Annotated in this window: 21 protein-coding genes; 12 read left to right on the top strand and 9 right to left on the bottom strand. The window is 66.9% G+C overall.

Translation table 11 applies throughout. The annotated features are described in order from the left end of the window. Positions 1-247 precede the first annotated feature (247 nt). Positions 248-385, bottom strand: a complete 138-nt coding sequence (locus NF876_RS38590; protein WP_262273181.1) for a hypothetical protein — start codon at positions 383-385, stop codon at positions 248-250. Between the two features lie 301 nt (positions 386-686). Here NF876_RS38590 and NF876_RS38585 point away from each other — a divergent pair, with 301 nt between their 5' ends. The 11 genes from NF876_RS38585 to NF876_RS38535 all read left to right on the top strand — a co-directional run bounded on the left by NF876_RS38585 (position 687) and on the right by NF876_RS38535 (position 9,845). Further along, positions 687-1,091, top strand: coding sequence for a hypothetical protein (locus tag NF876_RS38585; RefSeq protein WP_262273180.1), 405 nt, complete (start codon positions 687-689; stop codon positions 1,089-1,091). 229 nt (positions 1,092-1,320) lie between these two features. Next, positions 1,321-2,073: a Crp/Fnr family transcriptional regulator gene (locus NF876_RS38580; protein ID WP_262273179.1), complete on the top strand. Its 753-nt coding sequence runs from the start codon at positions 1,321-1,323 to the stop codon at positions 2,071-2,073. Next, the gene (locus tag NF876_RS38575) at positions 2,070-2,321 is read left to right on the top strand and encodes a hypothetical protein (RefSeq protein ID WP_262273178.1); all 252 of its coding nucleotides are present in this window, start codon (positions 2,070-2,072) and stop codon (positions 2,319-2,321) included. Before NF876_RS38580 ends, NF876_RS38575 begins: the two co-directional genes overlap by 4 nt. Before the next feature lie 7 nt (positions 2,322-2,328). Continuing rightward, on the top strand, positions 2,329-2,736 hold the full coding sequence (locus tag NF876_RS38570; RefSeq protein WP_262273177.1) for a DUF6894 family protein: 408 nt from the start codon (positions 2,329-2,331) through the stop codon (positions 2,734-2,736). 206 nt (positions 2,737-2,942) lie between these two features. After that, positions 2,943-3,434 (top strand): GNAT family N-acetyltransferase, encoded by a 492-nt coding sequence (locus NF876_RS38565; protein ID WP_262273176.1) that lies wholly within the window; start codon positions 2,943-2,945, stop codon positions 3,432-3,434. Between the two features lie 46 nt (positions 3,435-3,480). Further along, positions 3,481-4,503: a glycoside hydrolase family 3 N-terminal domain-containing protein gene (locus NF876_RS38560; protein WP_262273175.1), complete on the top strand. Its 1,023-nt coding sequence runs from the start codon at positions 3,481-3,483 to the stop codon at positions 4,501-4,503. Positions 4,504-4,551: 48 nt separating this feature from the next. After that, positions 4,552-6,204: an ABC transporter substrate-binding protein gene (locus tag NF876_RS38555; protein WP_373696780.1), complete on the top strand. Its 1,653-nt coding sequence runs from the start codon at positions 4,552-4,554 to the stop codon at positions 6,202-6,204. 48 nt (positions 6,205-6,252) lie between these two features. Further along, on the top strand, positions 6,253-7,230 hold the full coding sequence (locus NF876_RS38550; RefSeq protein WP_262273174.1) for an ABC transporter permease: 978 nt from the start codon (positions 6,253-6,255) through the stop codon (positions 7,228-7,230). Between the two features lies 1 nt (position 7,231). Continuing rightward, positions 7,232-8,122 (top strand): ABC transporter permease, encoded by an 891-nt coding sequence (locus tag NF876_RS38545; RefSeq protein ID WP_373696779.1) that lies wholly within the window; start codon positions 7,232-7,234, stop codon positions 8,120-8,122. Next, entirely contained in the window at positions 8,119-8,940 is an 822-nt protein-coding gene (locus NF876_RS38540) for an ABC transporter ATP-binding protein (RefSeq protein WP_262273173.1), read from the top strand. Before NF876_RS38545 ends, NF876_RS38540 begins: the two co-directional genes overlap by 4 nt. Next, on the top strand, positions 8,940-9,845 hold the full coding sequence (locus NF876_RS38535; RefSeq protein WP_262273172.1) for an ABC transporter ATP-binding protein: 906 nt from the start codon (positions 8,940-8,942) through the stop codon (positions 9,843-9,845). The genes NF876_RS38540 and NF876_RS38535 overlap by 1 nt, the downstream gene beginning before the upstream one ends. 749 nt (positions 9,846-10,594) lie before the next feature. Here NF876_RS38535 and NF876_RS38530 read toward each other — a convergent pair. Beyond that, positions 10,595-11,794 (bottom strand): aminotransferase class V-fold PLP-dependent enzyme, encoded by a 1,200-nt coding sequence (locus tag NF876_RS38530; protein ID WP_262273171.1) that lies wholly within the window; start codon positions 11,792-11,794, stop codon positions 10,595-10,597. A gap of 127 nt (positions 11,795-11,921) precedes the next feature. Here NF876_RS38530 and NF876_RS38525 point away from each other — a divergent pair, with 127 nt between their 5' ends. Continuing rightward, positions 11,922-12,728, top strand: coding sequence for an IclR family transcriptional regulator (locus tag NF876_RS38525; RefSeq protein WP_262273170.1), 807 nt, complete (start codon positions 11,922-11,924; stop codon positions 12,726-12,728). Positions 12,729-12,748: 20 nt separating this feature from the next. Here the strand turns inward: NF876_RS38525 and NF876_RS38520 are convergent, their stop codons facing one another. The 7 genes from NF876_RS38520 to NF876_RS38490 all read right to left on the bottom strand — a co-directional run bounded on the left by NF876_RS38520 (position 12,749) and on the right by NF876_RS38490 (position 19,837). After that, complete coding sequence (locus tag NF876_RS38520; RefSeq protein ID WP_262273169.1) at positions 12,749-13,237, bottom strand: RidA family protein; 489 nt, start codon at positions 13,235-13,237, stop codon at positions 12,749-12,751. Then, positions 13,234-14,217, bottom strand: coding sequence for an ABC transporter ATP-binding protein (locus NF876_RS38515; RefSeq protein WP_262273168.1), 984 nt, complete (start codon positions 14,215-14,217; stop codon positions 13,234-13,236). The genes NF876_RS38520 and NF876_RS38515 overlap by 4 nt, the downstream gene beginning before the upstream one ends. Beyond that, positions 14,214-15,227, bottom strand: a complete 1,014-nt coding sequence (locus NF876_RS38510; protein WP_262273167.1) for an ABC transporter ATP-binding protein — start codon at positions 15,225-15,227, stop codon at positions 14,214-14,216. The genes NF876_RS38515 and NF876_RS38510 overlap by 4 nt, the downstream gene beginning before the upstream one ends. Continuing rightward, entirely contained in the window at positions 15,224-16,447 is a 1,224-nt protein-coding gene (locus tag NF876_RS38505) for an amidohydrolase/deacetylase family metallohydrolase (protein ID WP_262273166.1), read from the bottom strand. Before NF876_RS38505 ends, NF876_RS38510 begins: the two co-directional genes overlap by 4 nt. Before the next feature lie 3 nt (positions 16,448-16,450). Continuing rightward, positions 16,451-17,314 carry an ABC transporter permease gene (locus NF876_RS38500; RefSeq protein ID WP_262273165.1) on the bottom strand — a complete coding sequence of 288 codons (864 nt, stop codon included), beginning with the start codon at positions 17,312-17,314 and terminating at the stop codon, positions 16,451-16,453. Then, positions 17,314-18,255 carry an ABC transporter permease gene (locus NF876_RS38495; protein ID WP_262273164.1) on the bottom strand — a complete coding sequence of 314 codons (942 nt, stop codon included), beginning with the start codon at positions 18,253-18,255 and terminating at the stop codon, positions 17,314-17,316. The genes NF876_RS38500 and NF876_RS38495 overlap by 1 nt, the downstream gene beginning before the upstream one ends. A gap of 61 nt (positions 18,256-18,316) precedes the next feature. Next, complete coding sequence (locus NF876_RS38490) at positions 18,317-19,837, bottom strand: ABC transporter substrate-binding protein (RefSeq protein WP_262273163.1); 1,521 nt, start codon at positions 19,835-19,837, stop codon at positions 18,317-18,319. Positions 19,838-20,095 lie beyond the last annotated feature (258 nt).

Here is a 20,095-nt window from a genome sequence, read left to right as displayed (position 1 = left end):
AAAACCCCGAGCGCGACAGGGGAAATGCCCAAGCCGGGCCCGGTTCGATTCCGGTCCGGACGGGGTGTCGTCGCCGAGGCGTGTTCCCGTGCTCCACACGGCTCCACGCGAAGGCTCGCCGCCCGGTCCCCGGCGCGGTGCGCCGGGCCGGTTGGTCCGTGAGGATCCGTTCATCGGTCTCGCCGAGATCCATGGCGCGACACGCGCAATGCCGGCGGGGGCGAGCCTGCGGTCCGGGAGGCTGCGATCAGTGCTTGGAGTCCGACCGGGCCTCGACGATCTCGCTCACGGCCCATTTGGTCGATTGCGGTGTCGCGCCTCCCTTGGGCTTCTCCTTCTTCGGCTTCTTGGATTCCCGATTCCCGTGCTGCTCCCGGTGTGCCATGACCGACTCCTCCCTGCAGGAATGTCGCGACGGATCGCACGCCGGCATGATAGCACACCTGCATCGCCACGGGCCTGCCGACGCGACGGTTCCGACGGTCCCGTCAGGACGGGTGCCTTGGGGGCAAAAGGATAGCCGTGCCGGATTGCCCAGGCTTGGCCTTGATTCAGCCCCGGAGCAGACACGATCGGCTTCTGCGATAGGGCTCCGGTCGAGCCCGGACCCGAACGCCAGGATCGAAGCGAGAAGATCGAAGCCCCAGGATCAAAGCCCCAGGTTCAAAGCCCGAGGATCAAAGCCCATGTCGCGGGACGAACTCTTTCCCCTGAGCCATTTCTCCCCCCGGCTGCAATCGGTGATATGCGGCGAGTTCGCCGGCCGCTGCCCGAGCCTCGGGGAGGTGGCGGCGATCCCGGATGCGCGCTGGCTGTCCACCCCGGCGATCGGTCCGGCCCTGCTGCGCAAGATCCGGGCGGTTGGGCGGTGCGAGGAGCAGCCGGCCGGGCCGCTCAGCGATGCCGAGCTGCTCGCGCGTCTGGCGGCCCTGCAGGAGGAGCTGCGGCTGCTCCAGCAGGCGGTGCGCAGCGCGATCCCGGCCCGCGCCGGGCATCCGCACCGGCCGCGCCTGGCCGTCGGGCACGGCCCGCGCGAGCGCCGGCCGGGACGGGCGCCGGCCGATCACGGCTGGTCCACGAACGCACCCTGAGCCGACGGGGAGCCATTCTGTCGACGACATCCGGGCAGCCGCGCCTCGCGATCCGCATCGTCCGGGTGTTGCGCTCCGACGCTTGCCGGACGGCGGCCGAAAGGCCATACAGGATTAACATGGGTCAAAGACAGGCGCTCACCCGCCTGTATGGTGGGCGATCAAAAGCGCCGACCTGCGGCTCAGGGCTATGCCATAAGATCCTACAGCCCGACAAACAGGGAACACGATGTTGCCTGCACCTTTCCCCGCCAGTCACAGTCCGATCGTTCGCAAGCTGGAGAGCATCTTTCCGCTGACGGACGATGAGCGGCAGGCCCTGCTCGAACTGCCGATCCAGGTGACGGCCATCAAGGAGGATCAGGACGTGGTGCGCGAGGGCGACCGCCCGTCGCGATCCTTCGCGATCCTGAGCGGCATGACCTGCACCAGCAAGGTGACGGGAGACGGCAAGCGCCAGATCGTCGCCTTCGGCGTCCCCGGGGACATGCCCGACATCCAGAGCCTGCACCTGAAGGTGCTGGACATCAGCGTGACGACGCTCACGCCGTGCAGCCTCGGCTTCATCACCCACGAGGCCTTATGGGATCTCTGCCTGCGCTCTCCCAGGATTGCGGCTGCGTTCTGGCGCGAGACCCTGGTGGAGGGGGCCTACTTTCGCGAATGGGTCCTCAATGTCGGGCGCCGTGAAGCCTATCCGCGCATGGCCCATATCCTGTGCGAGCTGCTGGTGCGCTTGCACGCGGTCGGGCTGGCCGAGGATCATTCCTGCGATCTGCCGATCACCCAGGTCGAGTTCGCCGATGCGCTCGGCATCACGGCCGTCCACGTCAACCGGGTGTTCCAGCAGATGCGCGCGGACGGCCTGATCGAGACCCGGGGCACCCGGTTGATCGTTCCCGACTGGGAGAGGTTGAAGGAGGCCGGGGATTTCGACGAGACCTACCTTCACCTCCTCAAGACCGGCGGAGCCGCGGCATGACCCTCACGCTTCAGCCGGTGCGCGTCGCGACGGGAGCTGAGGAGGAGGGCATGCTGGTCTTCGACCGTGACCAGCGGCTCCTGGCCGTCCTGGTCCATCTGTCGCCCGAGAACCCGGTTGCGCCCGGGCACTGGTTCCTGGAGGCAGGCTTCGACCGGCTGGACGGTCTCAACCATCCCACCTTCGCCGATCTGGATGCCGCCCAACGATGGATCCTCGGGCATGGCGGGCCCACGAAGGAGGGATGAGAAAGCGATGCCGCGGTTCTACTTCCATCTGAAGGGCGATCCGGAGGGCGTCAGCCCGGATGAGAGCGGCGTGGTCCTTCCCGATGCGGACGCTGCCTACCTGGAAGCCTTCCGGGCCGCCGGCGACATGGCGCAGGAATGGCTGCGCGAAGGCCGCAACCCGAGACGTTACGCCTTCGAGATCGTCGATGCCGCGGGAGACCTGATCCTGGAGCTGCCGTTTTCCGAGGTTCTCGACCGTCAGGCCGGACGACGGGCCATGAGGCCGTCCCAAGGCGTCAGGACCGCCAGGGAGCAGGGCGAGCGGATGATGCGCCTGACCGCCGACGTGACCCAGCAGGTGAGAACGGCTCAGGAGAATCTTCGCCGGTCACAAGAGCTGCTGCGCCGCCTCGGCAAGAACGCGAACCGGTAATCTCCGCCCGCGCAATCCGCAGGCCGCCTCTCTCGAGCATCGGACGTGAAAAGCGGACCCAGGTTTGGGTCCGATGCTCCACTCTTTGAAGAGCGCATCGTTTGGGGCGCAGCTGCGTGCGCGGAGAACAGGCTTGACGGATCAAGCCGAGTTGACCCAAATATAATACACTATAAAAATAGATATACCCCAATTATGGAATAGGCATGGGCGACCTGCTTGTCAGTCTTTACGCTCCCGCTGTCGAAGCCCTGGGCCGGCGAACGGCACGAACGGATGTGACGATCCGGCCGGTTCTCGCCCCCGAGCGGCACGTGGTCCTGTCCTGGGTCGAGCGCCATTTCAGCCAGAACTGGGCGAGCGAGGCGGCGGTCGCCATCGGGCGCCAGCCTTCCTCCTGCCTGATCGCCTTGAGCAACGGCGAGCTCGTCGGCTTCGCGTGCTACGACGCGATCGCGCGCGGCTTCTTCGGGCCCACCGGCGTTGCGGAGGCCTCGCGGGGGCAGGGGATCGGCGCCGCGTTGCTGCACCGGACGCTCCAGGCCATGAAGGACATGGGCTACGCCTATGCCATCATCGGCGATCCCGGCCCGGCCCGGTTCTATATCGACGCGGTCGGCGCCGTCGAGATCCCGGTCGCAGGCAAAGGGATCTACGCCGACATGCTGCGAACGCCGAAGCCGGCGGTTCTTGCATAGACCCAGCCCCTCTCGACGGCCCTTCACTCATACCCCGCAGAGCCCGATGTCCCAAAACGTGCCGCTCGCCCTCTTCGTGGGCATTCCGAACCCGGTTCTCGATGCCGACGAGGTCGCGCTGTTCCGCGAAACGAACCCTTTCGGTCTCTTCGTGGGACGCCGGAACCTGAAGACGCCCGATCAGGTCAAATCCCTGGTGGCCCAGTTCCGCGAGGCTGTGGGACGCGACGATGCGCCGGTCTTCACGGACCAGGAGGGCGGCCGCGTGCAGCATCTCGATGCCGGCCCGTGGCCGACGTTCCGTTCCTTCCGCGACTTCTCGCGCCTGGCCGACCATGACATGGATCTCGCCAAGCACGCCCTGCGCCTCTCGTCGCACGCCATGGGGGCCATGATGACGGAACTCGGACTGGCGAGCGGATGCACGCCGGTCCTCGATCTCGTCTTCGACACGACGAGCGCCGTGATCGGAGCGCGCTCCTTCGGTCCCGATCCCGAGCGTGTGGCCGCGCTCGGCCGCGTCGTGGTCGACAGCCTCCTGGAAGTCGGCAACCTGCCCGTCATGAAGCACATTCCCGGCCACGGGCGGGCGACGACCGACAGCCACAAGGAGCGGCCGGTGGTGCGCGAGAGCCGGGAGGTCCTGACCGCGACGGATTTCAAGCCTTTCCTCGCGCTGATCGACACCCCATGGGCCATGGTGTCCCACGTGGTCTATTCCGCCTATGACGCGGAGCTGCCGGCCTCGGTCTCGCCCGTCATCTGCAACGATGTGATCCGCGGCGAGCTCGGCTACCGGGGCGTGCTCATCTCCGACTGCCTGTTCATGGAATCCCTGCGCGGGCCTCTGCCCGAGCGCGTGCGCCAGACGCTCGACGCCGGATGCGACATCGCCCTGCACAGCCATGGAACCACGGCGGAGAGCCTTGCCGCGGCAAGAGCCGCCCGGCCGCTGTCGCATCAGACCCGGGAGAGGATCGAGGCCGGACAGCGGCGTCTCGGCTCCCTCAAGGTCGATGTCCGGCAGCTGCATGCGGAGGTCGAGGACATCTTCGCCCGGCTCGCTTAAGCGAATTGCCCGCGTGGGCTCGAACGTTCAAAAAAAGAGGGACCTGCAATGAAACCATCTTCCGCGCTTCTGGCCATGACCATGCTGGGCGCCCTGACGCTGCCCGCCGCCGCCCAGTCCGTGCTCACGGTCAATATCGAGCCCGCCACGACCTGGGTGCGCAACTTCAACCCGTTCAACCAGACCTCGGCGCGGCAGAGCACCCTCGACTTCATCTATGAGCCGCTGATCGTCTTCAACCGGCTCGACGACAACAAGCCGAACTACCGTCTCGCCGAGAGCTACAAGCTCGCCGAGGATCTGAAGAGCATCGAGTTCAAGCTGCGCGACGGCCTGAAATGGTCGGACGGGCAGCCGCTGACCGCCTCCGACGTGGTCTTCACCTACAACTACATCAAGCAGTATCCGGCACTCGACTTCGTGTCGATCTGGCAGTTCATCGGCGGCGTCGAGCAGGTCGACAAGCAGACCGTGCGCTTCACCCTCCGCCAGCCGAGCGCCTTGGCGGTCGACCGCCTCATCGCGCTGCCGATCGTGCCCGAGCATGTCTGGAAGGGCATCGCCGAGCCGGTCACCTTCGCCAACGAGAACCCGGTCGGCAGCGGCCCGATGACCGAGGTGACGCGGTTCACCCCGCAGACCTACGACCAGTGCCGCAACCCGCATTACTGGGATGCCGCGCATCTGTCCGTCGACTGCATGCGCTTCCCGCAGCTTGCCGACAACAACCAGATCCTGGCGGCCTCCGCGGGCGGACAGCTCGATTGGGGCGTGGCCTTCCTGCCCGACGTGGAGAAGACGTTCGTCGCCAAGGACCCGCAGCATCACAAATACTGGTACGTGGCCGGCAGCATGGTGGAGTTCCTGTTCAACCAGGAGACGTCCAACGAGAACAACCGCAAGGCCTTCAAGGACCTCGACTTCCGCCGCGCGGTCAGCATGACGCTGGACCGCAAGGCCATGGTCGACGTGGCGGGCTACGGCTACCCGACCCTGAACGAGGACCCGACCGCCTTCGGGGACGTCTACAAGATGTGGCTCGACCCCAAGGTGAAGGCCGAGTTCGGCAAGTACACGACCTATGACCTGGACGGCGCCAAGGCGCTTCTCGACAAGGCAGGTTACGTCGACAAGAACAAGGACGGCTTCCGCGACAACCCGGACGGGACGCCGATCGCCTTCAACATCATCGTGCCGAATTCCTGGAGCGACTGGATCGACACGGTGCAGATCGCCATCGAGGGGATGCGCGAGGCCGGCATCAATGCCAGCATGGGAACGCCCGAGGAGGCGGTCTGGTCGCAGAACCTGATCAGCGGATCCTTCGATGCCGCCATCAACAGCATCTCGGTCGCGGCCTCGCCCTATTACCTGTATCAGCGCGCCTTCACCCGGTCGGACGCCGGCAAGACCCGCTTCACGGCGCAGCGCTGGTTCAACGACGAGCTCGAAAGCCTTCTGGCGAAGTTCGCCCAGACGCCCGATCAGGCGCAGCAGAAGACCGTCATGACCAGCGCCCAGCGGATCGTCGCGGAGAACCTTCCGGTCTTCCCGGTTTACAACAGCGCGACCTGGTACCAGTACAACACCAGGCGCTTCACGGGCTGGGCCAGCGGCGAGAACCCGTTCGTCAATCCGACGATCTCGCGCCAGAACCCGGCGCGTCTGCTCCATCTCCTGGCGCTCAAGCCGGTGAAGTAGTCCAACGATCGGGGAAGCGGCCCGCCGCTTCCCCGCCTTGAGGTATCGATGGCTTTTCTCTTCAGGCGCCTGGGGTTCTACCTCGCGGCCTTTCTGGCCGCCGCGACCGTCAACTTCTTCCTGCCCCGGCTCATGCCCGGCAACCCGGTCGAGATCATGTTCTCGAGCGCGGGCAGCGATCTCTCGGCCGACAATCTCGAAGCCCTGAAGCTCACCTTCGGCTTCGTCGAGGGGCCGCTCTGGCAGCAATACCTGGCCTACCTGCACAGCGTCTTCACCGGCGATCTCGGCCGGTCCATCAAGTATTTCCCGCTGCCCGTGACGGAGCTCCTCGGCCGCGCCCTCGTGTGGACCGTGGGTCTGATGGGGACCGCGACGCTCATCAGCTTCACCCTGGGCACGGTCCTGGGCATCATGGCGGCCTGGAGGCGCGGGAGCACCTTCGACGTGGTCTTCTCGGTCGGCGCCATCATGGCGACGTCCATGCCCGCCATGGTCCTGTCGCTGGTGGCCCTGTTCTTCTTCGGCTTCGAGCTCAACTGGTTCCCGACCGGCTACGCGGCCGACCCGGCGCTCGATCCGGCCTTCTCGTGGCCCTATGTGTCGAGCGTCGTCCGGCACGGGATCCTGCCGGTCCTGACCCTGTCGATCGTGCTCACGGGCGGCTTTCTCGTGACCATGCGCAACAACATGATCAATCTGCTGGGCGAGGACTACATCGTCATGGCCCGGGCCAAGGGCCTGTCGGACCGGCGCGTGATGTTCTGGTATGCGGCGCGCAACGCGCTTCTGCCCACGGTGAGCAGCCTCGCCATCGCCATCGGGACCGTGCTCGGCGGCTCCCTCGTGACGGAGGTCGTGTTCAATTATCCGGGGCTCGGCAACACCCTGTATCAGGCGATCCTGGCGCGGGATTATCCGGTGATCCAGGGGCAGCTGCTGATCATGACCCTGGCCATGCTCACGGCCAACTTCATCGTGGACGTCAGCTACGTGCTGCTCGATCCGCGCCTGCGGAGGGCCTGACATGGGGGCGGTTCTGCGAAGCGTCGCGCACAACAGGAAGGCCCTGACCGGGCTCGCCATCGTGGCCGTCATCGTGGCGCTGGCGATCGCGGCTCCCTGGCTGACCGAATACGATCCGACCCGGCGCGTGGGCCGTCCCCATCAGCCGCCGAGCTTCGACCACTGGCTCGGAACGACGCGCATCGGCCAGGACGTGTTCGCCCGCCTTCTCTACGGGGCCCGCACGTCCCTCGCCGTCGGCTTCGGGGCCGGCCTGCTGATCACGGCGGTCGGAACCATCCTGGGCATCGTGGCGGGATACCGGGGAGGGCGCACGGACGAGGTGATCAGCTTCTTCACCAACATGGTGCTGGTGGTGCCGAACCTGCCGCTGCTCCTGGTGCTCGCAGCCTTCATCGGACAGGCGAGCCCCTGGGTGATCGCGCTCATCCTCGGGGCCACGTCCTGGGCCTGGGGCGCCCGCGTCACGCGCGCCGAGACCCTGTCGGTGAAGCAGAAGGACTTCGTGAAATCGGCCGAGATGCTGGGCGAGCCCTCCTGGCGCATCATGCTGCACGAGATTTTCCCGAACGTGATCTCCATCGTGGGGATCAACTTCGTGGGCAGCGTGATCTTCGCGGTCATCACGGAAGCGACCCTCGAGTTCCTCGGGCTCGGCGATCCCAAGACGGTCTCCTGGGGCATGATGCTGTTCAACGCGCAGAACGCCTCCGCCCTGCAGGTGGGCGCCTGGTGGGACATCCTCAGCCCGTGCTTCGCCCTCATCGCGCTCGGGGCCGGCCTGTCGCTTCTGAACTTCGCCGTCGACGAGATCGCCAACCCGCGCCTGCGCACGGGCAACACCCTGTCGCGCTGGTCCCTGCTCATGCGGCGCGGGGAGGGCCGTCTATGACCGCCAGTTCCCTGCTCTCGGTGCAGAACCTCACCATCGACTATATCGGCCAGCAGGGCGATTTCCGGGCGGTCGACGATGTCAGCTTCGACATCGCCGCCGGGGAAGTCTTCGGCCTCGCGGGCGAATCCGGTTGCGGCAAGAGCACGATCGCCTATGCGATCAACCGCCTGCACAAGCCGCCCGCGCTCATCCGTCGGGGCCGGATTCTCTTCGAGGGGCAGGACGTGCTCGACCTCGACGACCGGGCCCTGAGGGAGTTCCGCTGGCACAAGGTCGCCATGGTGTTCCAGAGCGCCATGAACTCCCTCAATCCGGTCCTGAGGGTGGAGGCGCAGTTCCACGACCTGCTGAAGCGGCATCGCGGCTCTTCGAAGGCGCAGTCGCGGGAGCGCGCGGCCGAGATGCTGCGGCTCGTCGACATTCCGCCCGAGCGCATGCGCGACTACCCGCATCAGTTCTCGGGCGGCATGCGCCAGCGCATCGTCATCGCCATCTGCATGGCGCTCGACCCGAAGCTCGTGGTCATGGACGAGCCGACGACCGCCCTCGACGTGGTCGTCCAGCGCGAGATCCTGCAGCGGATCGACGAGCTGCGCCGCAGCCGCGGGTTCTCGGTTCTGTTCATCACGCACGATCTCGGCCTGATGGTGCAGTTCTGCGACCGGATCGGCATCATGCTGCGCGGAAAGCTGGTCGAGCAGGGCCCGGCCGAGCAGATCCATCACCGGCCCCAGCACGATTATACGAAGCAGCTCTGGGCCTCGTTCCCGTCGCTGCATGGCGATCCGGTCAAGCTGGAAAGGGCATCGATGTGATGGACCAGGAGCCGATTATCGCACTGGAGCGGGTCAGCAAGAGCTTCGGCCACGGCGGGACGACCGTGCGGGCCGCGCACGACGTCTCGTTCGCGCTCCATCCCGGCCGGACCGTCGCGCTGGTGGGCGAATCCGGCAGCGGCAAGACCACCTGCGCGCGCCTCGTCATGCGCGAGTATCGGCCGGACACGGGAAGGATCCTGTTTCGCGGCAAGGACCTGAACGCCGCCGGGGCGGTGGGCCTCAGGGAGTACCGGCGCGCCGTCCAGATGATCTTTCAGGACCCCTTCGCGTCGCTCAATCCGGCCCACACGGTAGACTTCATCCTCCGCCGTCCCCTCGCGCTCGGCCGGCCGCATCTCAAGGGCAGGGCGGTGGATGACACGATCGCGGATCTCCTGCGCCGCGTGGAGCTCGATCCCGGCGCCGTCACGCGCAAGCACCCGCATGAGCTCTCCGGCGGCCAGCGCCAGCGCATCGCCATCGCCCGGACCCTGGCCATGGGGGCCGGGGTGATCGTCGCCGACGAGCCCACCTCGATGCTGGACGTGTCCGTGCGCCTGGGCGTCCTGAACCTGCTCAACGAGATGAAGCGGGACCTCGGGGTCGCGCTGCTCTACATCACGCACGACCTGGCGACGGCCCGCTACGTGGCCGAGGACATCCTCGTGATGTATGCGGGCCAGATCGTCGAATGGGGCGATGTCCACCGGGTGCTCGCCCACCCGCAGCATCCTTATACGCGCCTTCTCCTGTCGGCCGTGCCCGACCCGGAGGTCCGTTTCGACGATCCGGGTTCACGGCTGGATCCGGGCGTCGTGGAGGCCATTCGCCGGGAGGCGCGGCATCGGCAGGACCGCGTGGTCGAGGTCGGACCGAACCACTTCATCCGGCAGGCCGCCTGAAGCCCGCTGGGCCGGTCTCCGAAGCATCGGAATGAGTACGATACGCGAGCGGGGTCCTCCAGTCCGTGCGCGGCTGAACCGGGATGCGAGCATCTTTTCACGCAAAACCGGTTCCCACTTCCCACGTCCGATGCTCACATCTTGAAGCGGCGCATCGTTCGGGCCACTCGCGTGGCCCGCTTTCGTCCGCAGGATGCGCTCGGCGGTCTTCCGATCGCGTTCACCGGGACAAGCCCGGCGATCATACCCTCCCCATGTCATGGCCGGCCTTGTGCCGGCCATCCCGATCGGAAGGGCTCGGCGCCTCTTAGAGCTGCTTCCACTCACGTGGAATCATCTCTTGTCTTTGCCTAAAGCATCGGACGTGAAAAGTGGACTTGCACTTTTGGAATCCATCCGATGCTTTCTTCTTGGATGAGAGCATCGGTCAGGACGGACCCAGCGGGCCGCGCCAGCGAAAACCGGATCCACTTTTCCGTCCGATGCTCTAGCCGCGTTTTCTGACGGTGAACCGGATCCACTTCACCGGAAAATGCTCGAGAAGCGGGATCACCGGGACAAGCCCGGTGATGACGTGGGAGGGTGACCATCGGAGTAGCGCGACCTTTCCACGTCATGGCCGGCCTTGGGCCGGCCATGACGTGGAGACAGAGCAAGTCCGTCATCCGGCCGCCGTGAAACGCCGCCGCCCTCCGGGGCCGCGAGCCCGGACACGGGCGGGAGGCTGCCGGTTCGATCATTCCGCGCGATCAGTCGGGCCAGCGCAGGATGGCCTGCGAGGAACGGTTGCGACGCCCGTCGAGAGGCGTCGCGATGATCTCGTTGGACCGGCGGGCCTTCTCCAGCTCCTCGACGAGACGTTCGGCCACCACTTTCTCCTGGCCCGGATGAAGGTTGCACGGGTCGAGGTAGAAATAGCCGTGCTCGACCTCGTGGTCGCGGACGATGATGGGCGTGCGCCCCGAGGCCAGCGCGTCGGCGAGGTCCCAGGCGGTGATGTGCGCGCCCTTGGGCTCGATGGCGACCTTCAGGCGGTCGAGGGGGTTGTTGGTCGGGTCGGCCTCGCGGATCGGCGTCACGCCCGGGCGCCCGGCAAGGGTCTGTTCCCAGAGCTCCAGATAGCGCGTCTCGCGCTCGCGGATGCCCGCATGGTCGCGCGTCTCCCAGGCTTCGAGGGCCGCGATGGTGCCGAGAATGCCCTCCTTGCCGACCTTCATGCCCCGGCCGATGCCCATGTTCTGCATGTAGGTGGCGCGCACGAGCTCGGTGCGGCCGGCCACGATGCCGCCGGTCAGGCCGCCGAGGAACTTGTGGGAGGAGTAGAGCGCGATGTCGGCCCCGGCGGCCAGGAACCCCTTCAGGTCGTATTCGGACGCCGCGTCGACGATCACGGGCACGCCCCGGGCATGGCAGATCTCGACGAATTCCTTCAGCGGGATCAGGCCGTACTGCACCGTGTGGTGCGAGATCACGTAGACGGCCGCGGCGGTCCGCTCGCTGATGGCGCCGTCGAGCTGATAGCCGTAGGCCGAGGTCGCCTGGCCGACCGGAACGACCTTCGCGCCCGCGAGGCGGATGCCCTGCTCGACGGGCGCCCCGTAGCTGACCATGTGGCCGGTCATCAGCAGCACTTCGTTCCTGAGCCCCTGCGTGTCGGGGAGCCGCTCGACGGCGGCCAGGTCGCAGCCGGTCATGGCGCCCGCGACGGCAAGCGTGATCGCGGCCGAGCACGAGGCCGTGACGAAGCCGGCTTCGGTGCCGCAGAGACGCGCGATCACGCGGCTCGCCTTCTTCTGCAGGTCGCCGATCTCGACGAATTGCGGAAGGATCGCGGAGACGGCCGCGACCGCTTCCGGCACGACGATGGAGGCCCCGAGGGACGTCATGGTGCCCGACACGTTGATGATGGGGCGAAGGCCGAGCTCGGGGCGGATGTCTGTCTGGGTCATGGGGCTCAATGTCTCGATTTTTTATGTTGTGGGAATGGGGTATATTCCATTACTGAGGAAGTATGACGAAGGGGGCTGCCGGTCGTGAAGGTGGGCCGCAATTTCCCACGATCCGGGAGAAGATCCAGTGGACACCAAGTTTCCTGAAGCAGCGAACGCCGCCGCACCCGAGAAGCGAAGCCGCGGCGCCCGCGTCAGCGGCATCGACCGTGCGCTGCAGATTCTCGACTTCCTGCAGGCCGAGATGAAGCCCGCCGGCGCCTATGCGGTCGCCAAGGCGGTGGGAGCCCCGCTCTCGACGGTCTATGTGATCATCGAGGATCTGGTCGAGAAGCGGCTCCTGCAGCGGCGCAGCGACGGCACGGTCTGGCTCGGGCCGCGCCTGTATCACTACGGCCTGGCCTACGCGGAATCCCTCGATTTTCTGAACGTCGCCACGCACGAGATGCAGGACCTGTGCCGGGAGGTGGAGGAAACCATCCAGATCTGCGGCCGGGACGGGGACCATATGGTCGTCATGGCCATGGCGGACGGTCCCGGGCATTTCCGCGTCACGTCCAAGGTCGGCTCGCGGGTGCCCCTGAACTGGACGGCTTCGGGACGGCTTCTCCTCGGTCACCTTCCCGACAGGGAGCGGCTCGACGTCTTCCGCCACGCCTCGAAGGTCTCGCCCACGGGGCGCGCCAACACCAACCCGGAGGCCCTGTCCGACGCCTCGGCGGCGGCCCTGCGCGAGCGCCTGTCGATCCAGATCAACGAGTCGGACTTCTCCGTCGCCTGCATCGCCTCGCCGATCTGCCAGCCGTCGGGGGAGTGCGTCGCGACGATCTCCATCGTGCTGCCCGAGCACCGGGTCGTGCAGGACCGGGACCGCTACACCAACGCCGTGCGCAAGGCGGCCGAGAGGATCGAGGCGACGCTGGGCTGGCGCTGAGCGCGGCATGCAGGGGAGCCTCATGCCTCGATCGCGACGATGGCTTCGATCTCGACCGTGATGTTGTTCGGCAGGGACCCGAAGCCCACGGCCGAACGGGCGTGGCGCCCGGCCTCTCCGAACACGGCCATCATGAGATCGGAGCATCCGTTGATGACCTTCGGGTGCTCGCCGAAATCGGGCGCCGCGTTCACCATGCCGAGGAGCTTCACCACGCGCTTGACCCGCGACAGGTCGCCCAGCGCGTCCTGCATGACGGCGAGGAGGTTGATGCCCGTCAGCCTGGCGTGCTCATAGGCCTCGTCCGCGCCGACGTCGAGGCCGACCTTGCCGGTATGGAGATAGCCGTTGGCCTCCTGCGGCCCCTGGCCCGACAGGAACAGGAGATTGCCTTCCTGGACATGCGTGACGAAATTCGCGATCGGGTTCGGAGCCTTGGGCAGCGCGATGCCCAGTTCCTTCAGGCGCTCGTAAGGATTCGACGCGGTCAGATCTTGAACTTGGTTCACAATGTCAGTCCTTGGGAAATCACTTCAGGATCGCCGTGGCGGATGCAGGCGACGTGATGGTTGGAGCCGACGTCCTCCAAAGGCGGGACGATCTCGGCGCAGGCCTCGACGGCATAGCGGCAGCGGGTGCGGAACACGCAGCCGGACGGGGGATCGAGGGGGCTCGGAATGTCGCCCTTCAGGACGATCCGCCGGCGGTCGGCCGCCGGATCCGGCAACGGAGCGGCCGAGAGCAGCGCCTGGGTGTAGGGATGGCGCGGCATCGCGTAGATCTCGCGGCTCGGCCCGCGCTCCATGACCCGCCCGAGATACATCACCACGACCTCGTCGCAGAGGTACTCCACCACCGACAGGTCGTGCGCGATGAAGAGCATCGTCAGGCCGAAATCCTGCTGCAGATCCTGGATCAGGTTGAGGACCTGGGCCTGCACCGACACGTCGAGGGCGGAGACCGGCTCGTCCGCCACGATGAAGTCGGGCTCCACCGCCAGGGCGCGGGCGATGCCGATGCGCTGGCGCTGGCCGCCCGAGAACTCGTGCGGATAGCGCCGCGCCGCATCCGGGTTGAGACCCACGCGGTGCAGAAGTTCGGCGATCCTGTCGCGCCGCGCGCTACCGCGGACGGGCCGGTGGATGTCGAGGGCTTCGCCGATGATCTGGTCGACCCGGAGGCGCGGATTGAGGCTCGAATAGGGGTCCTGGAAGATGATCTGGAGCCTGCTGCGATAGGCACGCATCTCGCGCTCGGACAGGGTGCGCAGATCGACGCCGTCGAACACGATCCTGCCGTCGTTGGGCTCGACGAGGCGGAGCGTGCAGCGGCCGGCCGTCGTCTTGCCCGATCCGGATTCGCCCACGAGGCCGACGATCGTCCCGCGCTTCACGTCGAAGCTGACGCCGTCGACCGCCTTGACGGTCCCGTTGCGGGTCTGGAACTGCTTGGTGAGCCCCTGGACGCTCAGGAGGGTTTCGCCGGTCATAGGGCCTCGTGCCTCCAGCACCGGCTCAGATGGGACGGGCCCGCCGCCATGAGCGGGGGCGCCTCGTCGCATTGCGGGATGCGGTAGGAGCAGCGCGGTGCGAAGCTGCATCCCGGGGGAAGCGCCGTCACGGGCGGCACGTTGCCCGGGATCGGGTTGAGGCGCAGCCGCTCGCCGGCGGCGCCGCGGTCGCGCGAGGCGTTCGGGATGCAGGCCAGGAGGCCGCGCGTGTAGGGATGCTTCTGGTGCGCGAAAAGGCTCGCCACCGGGCTCTTCTCGACCACGCGGCCGGTATACATCACCACCACGTCATGGGCGATCTCCGCCACCACGCCGAGATTGTGCGTGATGAACAGGATGCTCATGCCGATCTCGCGCTGCAGCCTGCGGAGCAGATCGAGGATCTGCGCCTGGATGGTCACGTCGAGGGCCGTGGTCGGCTCGTCGGCGATCAGGAGGTTCGGATTGCACGAGAGGGCGAGCGCGATCATGACGCGCTGGCGCATGCCGCCCGACATCTGGTGCGGATACTCGTCGAGCCTGCGGTCGGCCGCCGGGATCTCGACGAGCTCCAGCATCCGCCTGGCGTGCCGGCGGGCGTCGGCCGTCGAGAGCGGCTCGTGGAGCCGGATCATCTCGACGATCTGGTCGCCGACCGTGTAGAGCGGGTTGAGGCTCGTCATCGGCTCCTGGAAGATCATGGCGATCTCCCGGCCGCGGACCGCCCGCATCTTGCGCTCCGGAAGCGTCGCGATGTCGATGACCTGGCCCTGGCTCGTGCGGTACAGGATGTTGCCGCCCACGATCCGGCCGGGCGACGACAGAAGCCGCATGATCGACAGGCTGGTGACGGATTTCCCCGAACCGGATTCCCCGACGACCGCGAGGGTCTCGCCGCGCCTCACGTCGAAGCTCACGCCATCGACCGACTTGGCGACCCGGCTGCCGAGTTCGAAGTGAGTGCGCAGGTCCGAGACCCTGAGCACGGTATCGTCGGGAAGCTCCGTCATCGGGCGTTGATCCATCCGCAATGCGGGCACGCCGAGCTCTCCAGCGCGGATTGGCGCGGCGGGACATAGCGGCTCGCCTTGACGGCCTCGTGCCCGAGGATCGTCCAGACGGGTTCGATCAGGCGTGGCAGGTGCGCATTGTAGCCCATGGAATCGACGATCCTCAGATCGCTGTCGTTGACCTCGAACAATGTGAACTCGGCCCGGGTGCCGGGCGACAGCAGGTTCTCGGTCGGAAGGCCGATCACCTCCATCGGGGCCCGGGTCGAGGCGTCGATGACGGCCTCGAACGGCATGCCGACCGACAGCAGCTTCGACATGGTCGTGCCCATGTCCCAGACCGGGTTGTCGAGGGAGCGGGCGTGCAGGTCGGTGGAGATCGAGAAGGGCAGGAGGCCGCGCTGGACCGCGAGTTCGGCCACCTTGAACGAGAAGGACGCGCCGCCATGGCCCACGTCGAGGCGGATGCCGTCGTTGGCGCAGCGCTGCGCCAGCTGGAACAGGTCCTCGTCCTCCATGATGTTCGCCGCCGCCTTGCCGTTGAAGCAGTGGGTCACCACGTCGCCCGGGCCCAGGACCTCGAGCACCTCGTCGAAGACCGGGGGCGGCTCGCCCACATGCACCATCAGCGGCAGCTTGAGGATCTTGGCCACCTTCTTGGCGATCTTGACGGGCGTGATGCCCCAGGCGCCCACGATGACGCCGCTCGCCCGCACCTTGATGCCGATGATGATGTCCCGGTTGGCCTCGACGCACGCGATGGTGCGGTCGATGTCGATGGACCGCATGTCGATGAGCTCGCTCACGCGGTTGCACGCCACGAGGCCGATCGACCCGATGTTCAGGAAGGCCTTGATGCGTTCCCGGGCCGGCTCGATGATGTACTCGCGGAAGCCGTGGAAATTGGCCTCGCCGGCCGAGCCGGCATCCACGATGGTCGTGACGCCGCGCTCGATGCCGCAGACCTGCGGCTTGATCGAGATGTCGGTGCCGCCGTGCCAGACATGGGCGTGGAGGTCGACCCAGCCGGGCGACACGAAGGCGCCCTTGGCGTCGATGCGGCTGGCGCCGTCCGGCGCCTGAAGGGAATGGCCGACGCCGGCGATCCGTCCGTCGCCGCCGATCAGGATGTCCGTCGCTTCCTGGGGAACCCCGCGGCCGAAGCCGACCGGCTTCGCGCCGGCGATGAACAGGGGGGACGAGTCGTCTTGAAATGTCATCGATCAAAGATCCTTTCTCAGGCGCGGATCGAGGAGGTCCCGGAATCCGTCGCCGACCATCTGAAGCGAGAGCACCGACAGGATGATCGCGATGCCGGGAAACAGGGTCATCCAGTCGGCCTGTCCGATATACTGGCGCCCGGCCGCGATCATGGTGCCCCAGGTGGGGATCTCGGGGCTCACGCCGAGGCCCAGGAACGACAGGCCGGCCTCGGCCAGCATGGCGTAGGCGAAGATGAAGGTGCCCTGCACGAGGATGGGCGAGACCAGGTTGCGCAGCACGTGCCGGGACATGATGCGCCAGGTCGGCACGCCGAGGGCGCGGGCGGCCTCCACGTAGGGCAGTTCGCGGATGACCAGCGTGGAGGCGCGCACGATGCGGGCGAGGCGCGGCGTGTAGACGATCCCGAGCGCCACGATGACGGTGACCAGGGACGGGCCCAGCGCCGCCACGAGCGCGATGGCGAGCAGGATGTCCGGGAAGGCCATCATGGCGTCGATGATGCGGGCGATCGGCGTGTCGAGGCGGCGGAAGAAGCCCGCCACGAGGCCGAGCGTCACGCCGAAGACGGCCGCGAAGGCCACCACCGAGGCGCCGACGAGCAGCGAGAGCCGGCCCGCATAGATCGTGCGGCTGAACACGTCGCGGCCGAACTCGTCGGTCCCGAACCAGTAGATCCCGCTCGGCGGCTTGAGCCGGTTCACCACGGAGAGGCGGCTCGGCGAATAGGGGGCGATCCACGGCGCCAGGATGGCCAGCGCGGCGACCACGACGAGGATCAGGAGACCGATCATGACGGTCTTGCGGGTCACCAGGCGCGAGACGAAGCTCGCCTCGGCGATGGCCGGGGAACCGACGGCGACCATCAGTAGCGCACCCGCGGGTCGACGAGCAGGTAGAGCATGTCGATCAGGAAGTTGATGAGCACGTAGAGCGCCGCCACGATCAGGAGCGCCCCCTGGATGACCGGGTAGTCGCGCCGCAGCACGGCCGAGACCACGAGATTGCCGACGCCGGGAAGGCCGAACACCGTCTCGGTCACCACGGCGCCCGACACGAGGAGCGCCGCCGTCAGGCCGATCACGGTCAGGACCGGGATGAGGGCGTTCTTGAAGGCGTGCTTCATGACGACCCGGACCTCGCCCATGCCCTTGGAGCGGGCGGTGCGCACGTAGTCGTCGTTGAGCACGTCGAGCATGCTGGCGCGCGTGAAGCGCAGGATCAGGGCCGACGACACGATGCCGAGGGACAGGGCGGGAAGGACGAGATGCGACAGCCGCGTGAACAGTCCGGCCCCGGGACCGCCGTAGCCGGAGACCGGGAACAGGCCGAGGCGCACGGCGAAGAACTGGATCAGCAGCAGGCCGAGCCAGAAGCTCGGGACCGACGCCGCCAGCATGGCGAGCGTGGTGGCGACCTGGTCGAACAGGGAGCCGCGCCAATAGGCCGACAGGATCCCCACGGGAATCGCGATCAGGCCCGCGATGAGGATGGAGAACAGGGTGAGGAAGAAGGTCGGCTCGGCCCGTTCCGCCAGGGCCGTCAGGACCGGGCGGTTCAGGAAGATCGATTCGCCGAGATCGCCCCGGAGCAGCTGCCCGAAGAAGATGCCGTACTGGACGATGAGCGGCCGGTCGAGGCCGAGGCGGGCGCGCAGGCTCGCCACGTCCTGGGCCGTCGCGTCGGGACCGAGCATGACGGCGGCCGGATCGCCGGGCGCGATGCGCACGATGATGAACACGATCGTGACGACCACGAACATCACGGCCAGCATGCCGAGGAGGCGTTGAAGGATGTAGCGGCTCATGCGTCGATCTGCGTTGAGGAATGAGCGGGGAGCGCGGGTGCGCTCCCCGGCTTGCCGGCTCTTACTTCTTGACCGAGACGTTCCAGAAGTAGGGCCACGGCGCGGGCACCACGCCCTCGAGCTTGGGCGACTGCGCCGAGAGGGCGTTGAAGTCGCCGATCTTGATGCTCGGGGTCTCGTCGTAGATGACCTTCTGGACCTCGGCCCACAGGGCAGGGCGCTTGGCCGCGTCGCTCTCGGTGTTGAAGGCGTCGACGGCCTTCTTGCGGGCGGGGCTCGACCACCAGCCGGGCGAACTCTCGGAGAGCTGGCCGATGAGCGCGGGCTCCGGCAGGAACGGGCTGTGGGTGATGTAGATGTCCCACAGGGCCGGGTCGCCGCGCCGCTGGGTCAGGGTCGCCCAGTCGACCACCTGCAGGTCGACCGTGAAGCCGGCCTGCTTCAGGTACTCGGCCGCCACCTGGGCCATCTTGTAGTGGAACTCGTACTGGCGGCTGGTGAGGATGCGCAGCGGCGCGCCGCCGTAGCTCGCCTTCTTCAGGAGCGCCTTGGCCTTGTCCGGATCGGCCACGTTGTACCGGCCCTCGACGCCCGCATCCGTGTTCCACACATAACCCTTGGGATACATGGCTCCGTCGAGGGAGTAGAACTCCGGATTGCCGAAGGCCGCGGCCAGCATGTCCTCCATGCTGAGCGACAGGCGCACCGCCATGCGGGCGTCCGTGTTGGCCATCACGCCCTGCTTCGTGTTCATCACGAAGACCGGCCAGCCGAACGGCTTGAGGATGACGGGCTTGGACGTCTGGATGTTCTTGATGCGGTCGTAGGATTCGACCGGGATCGAATCCACGTAGTCGAACTGTCCGGAGATCGCGCCCTCGACGCGGGTGTTGGGATCCGGCACCGGCACGAAGCGGATCTCGTCGAGGATCGGCTTGCGCGCGCCGCCATAGCCGTTGCCGGCACCGTCGAGCGGCTTGTAGGCCTCGTTGCGCACGAGCTGGATGTACTGGTCGGGCTTGCGCTCCTTGAGCTTGTAGGGACCGGTGCCGACCGGGTCCTTCATGGGCACGTCCATCTTCTCCGACGGCATGATCACGGCCGCGGAGTTGTTGAAGGACAGGAGCGCCAGGAGCGGCGCGTAGGGCGTCTTCAGGGTGATGCGCACCGTCGACGGATCGACGGCCTCGAGCTTGTCCACGTTGCCGGCCACCTGCTTGCCGCGCGAGGCCTGGTCCATCCAGCGCTTGAGCGACGCGACGACGTCGTCCGACGTCATGTCCGAGCCGTCGTGGAATGTGACGCCTTCCCGCAGCTTGATCGTATAGACCTTGCCGCCGTCGGTGACCTCGGGAAGCGAGGCTGCGAGAAGCGGCGTGACCTTCCAGTCCTTGTCGAAGGTGAACAGCGTCTCGAAGAAGTGCTGGGTGACGATGCCGACCAGGTCCGCCGTCGACACCATGGGGTCGAGCGTCGGCGGCTCGCCGATCGTCGCCACGTTGATGACGCCACCCGTCTGAGCCAGAACCGGGCCCGATACGACGATCGCCAGGCCGGACAACAAAGCTTCCCTGATCCTCATGGTCACCCTCTTCCTCTATAATTATGGATTATTTGCTTTAGTTATGTCATAGTGAGCGAGCAAAGGATCGTCGTCAATAGGCATGAAGGGGCGGTCAGTCCGAGGTTAGGCGGGCGCGCGATCGGGAGGGGCGCGGGACGGCGCGCTCAATACAGTCGAGGTCGCCGGGATACGTCCGACCATGACGGGGAGAGTTGGGGCGAGGCGGGTGCTTCACCCTCCCACGTCATTACCGGGCTCGTCCCGGTGATCCCGATC

Source organism: Microvirga yunnanensis (assembly GCF_025460875.1).
The sequence above is the reverse complement of the archived record's forward strand: the minus strand, read 5'-3'. Positions and strand labels throughout refer to the sequence as shown.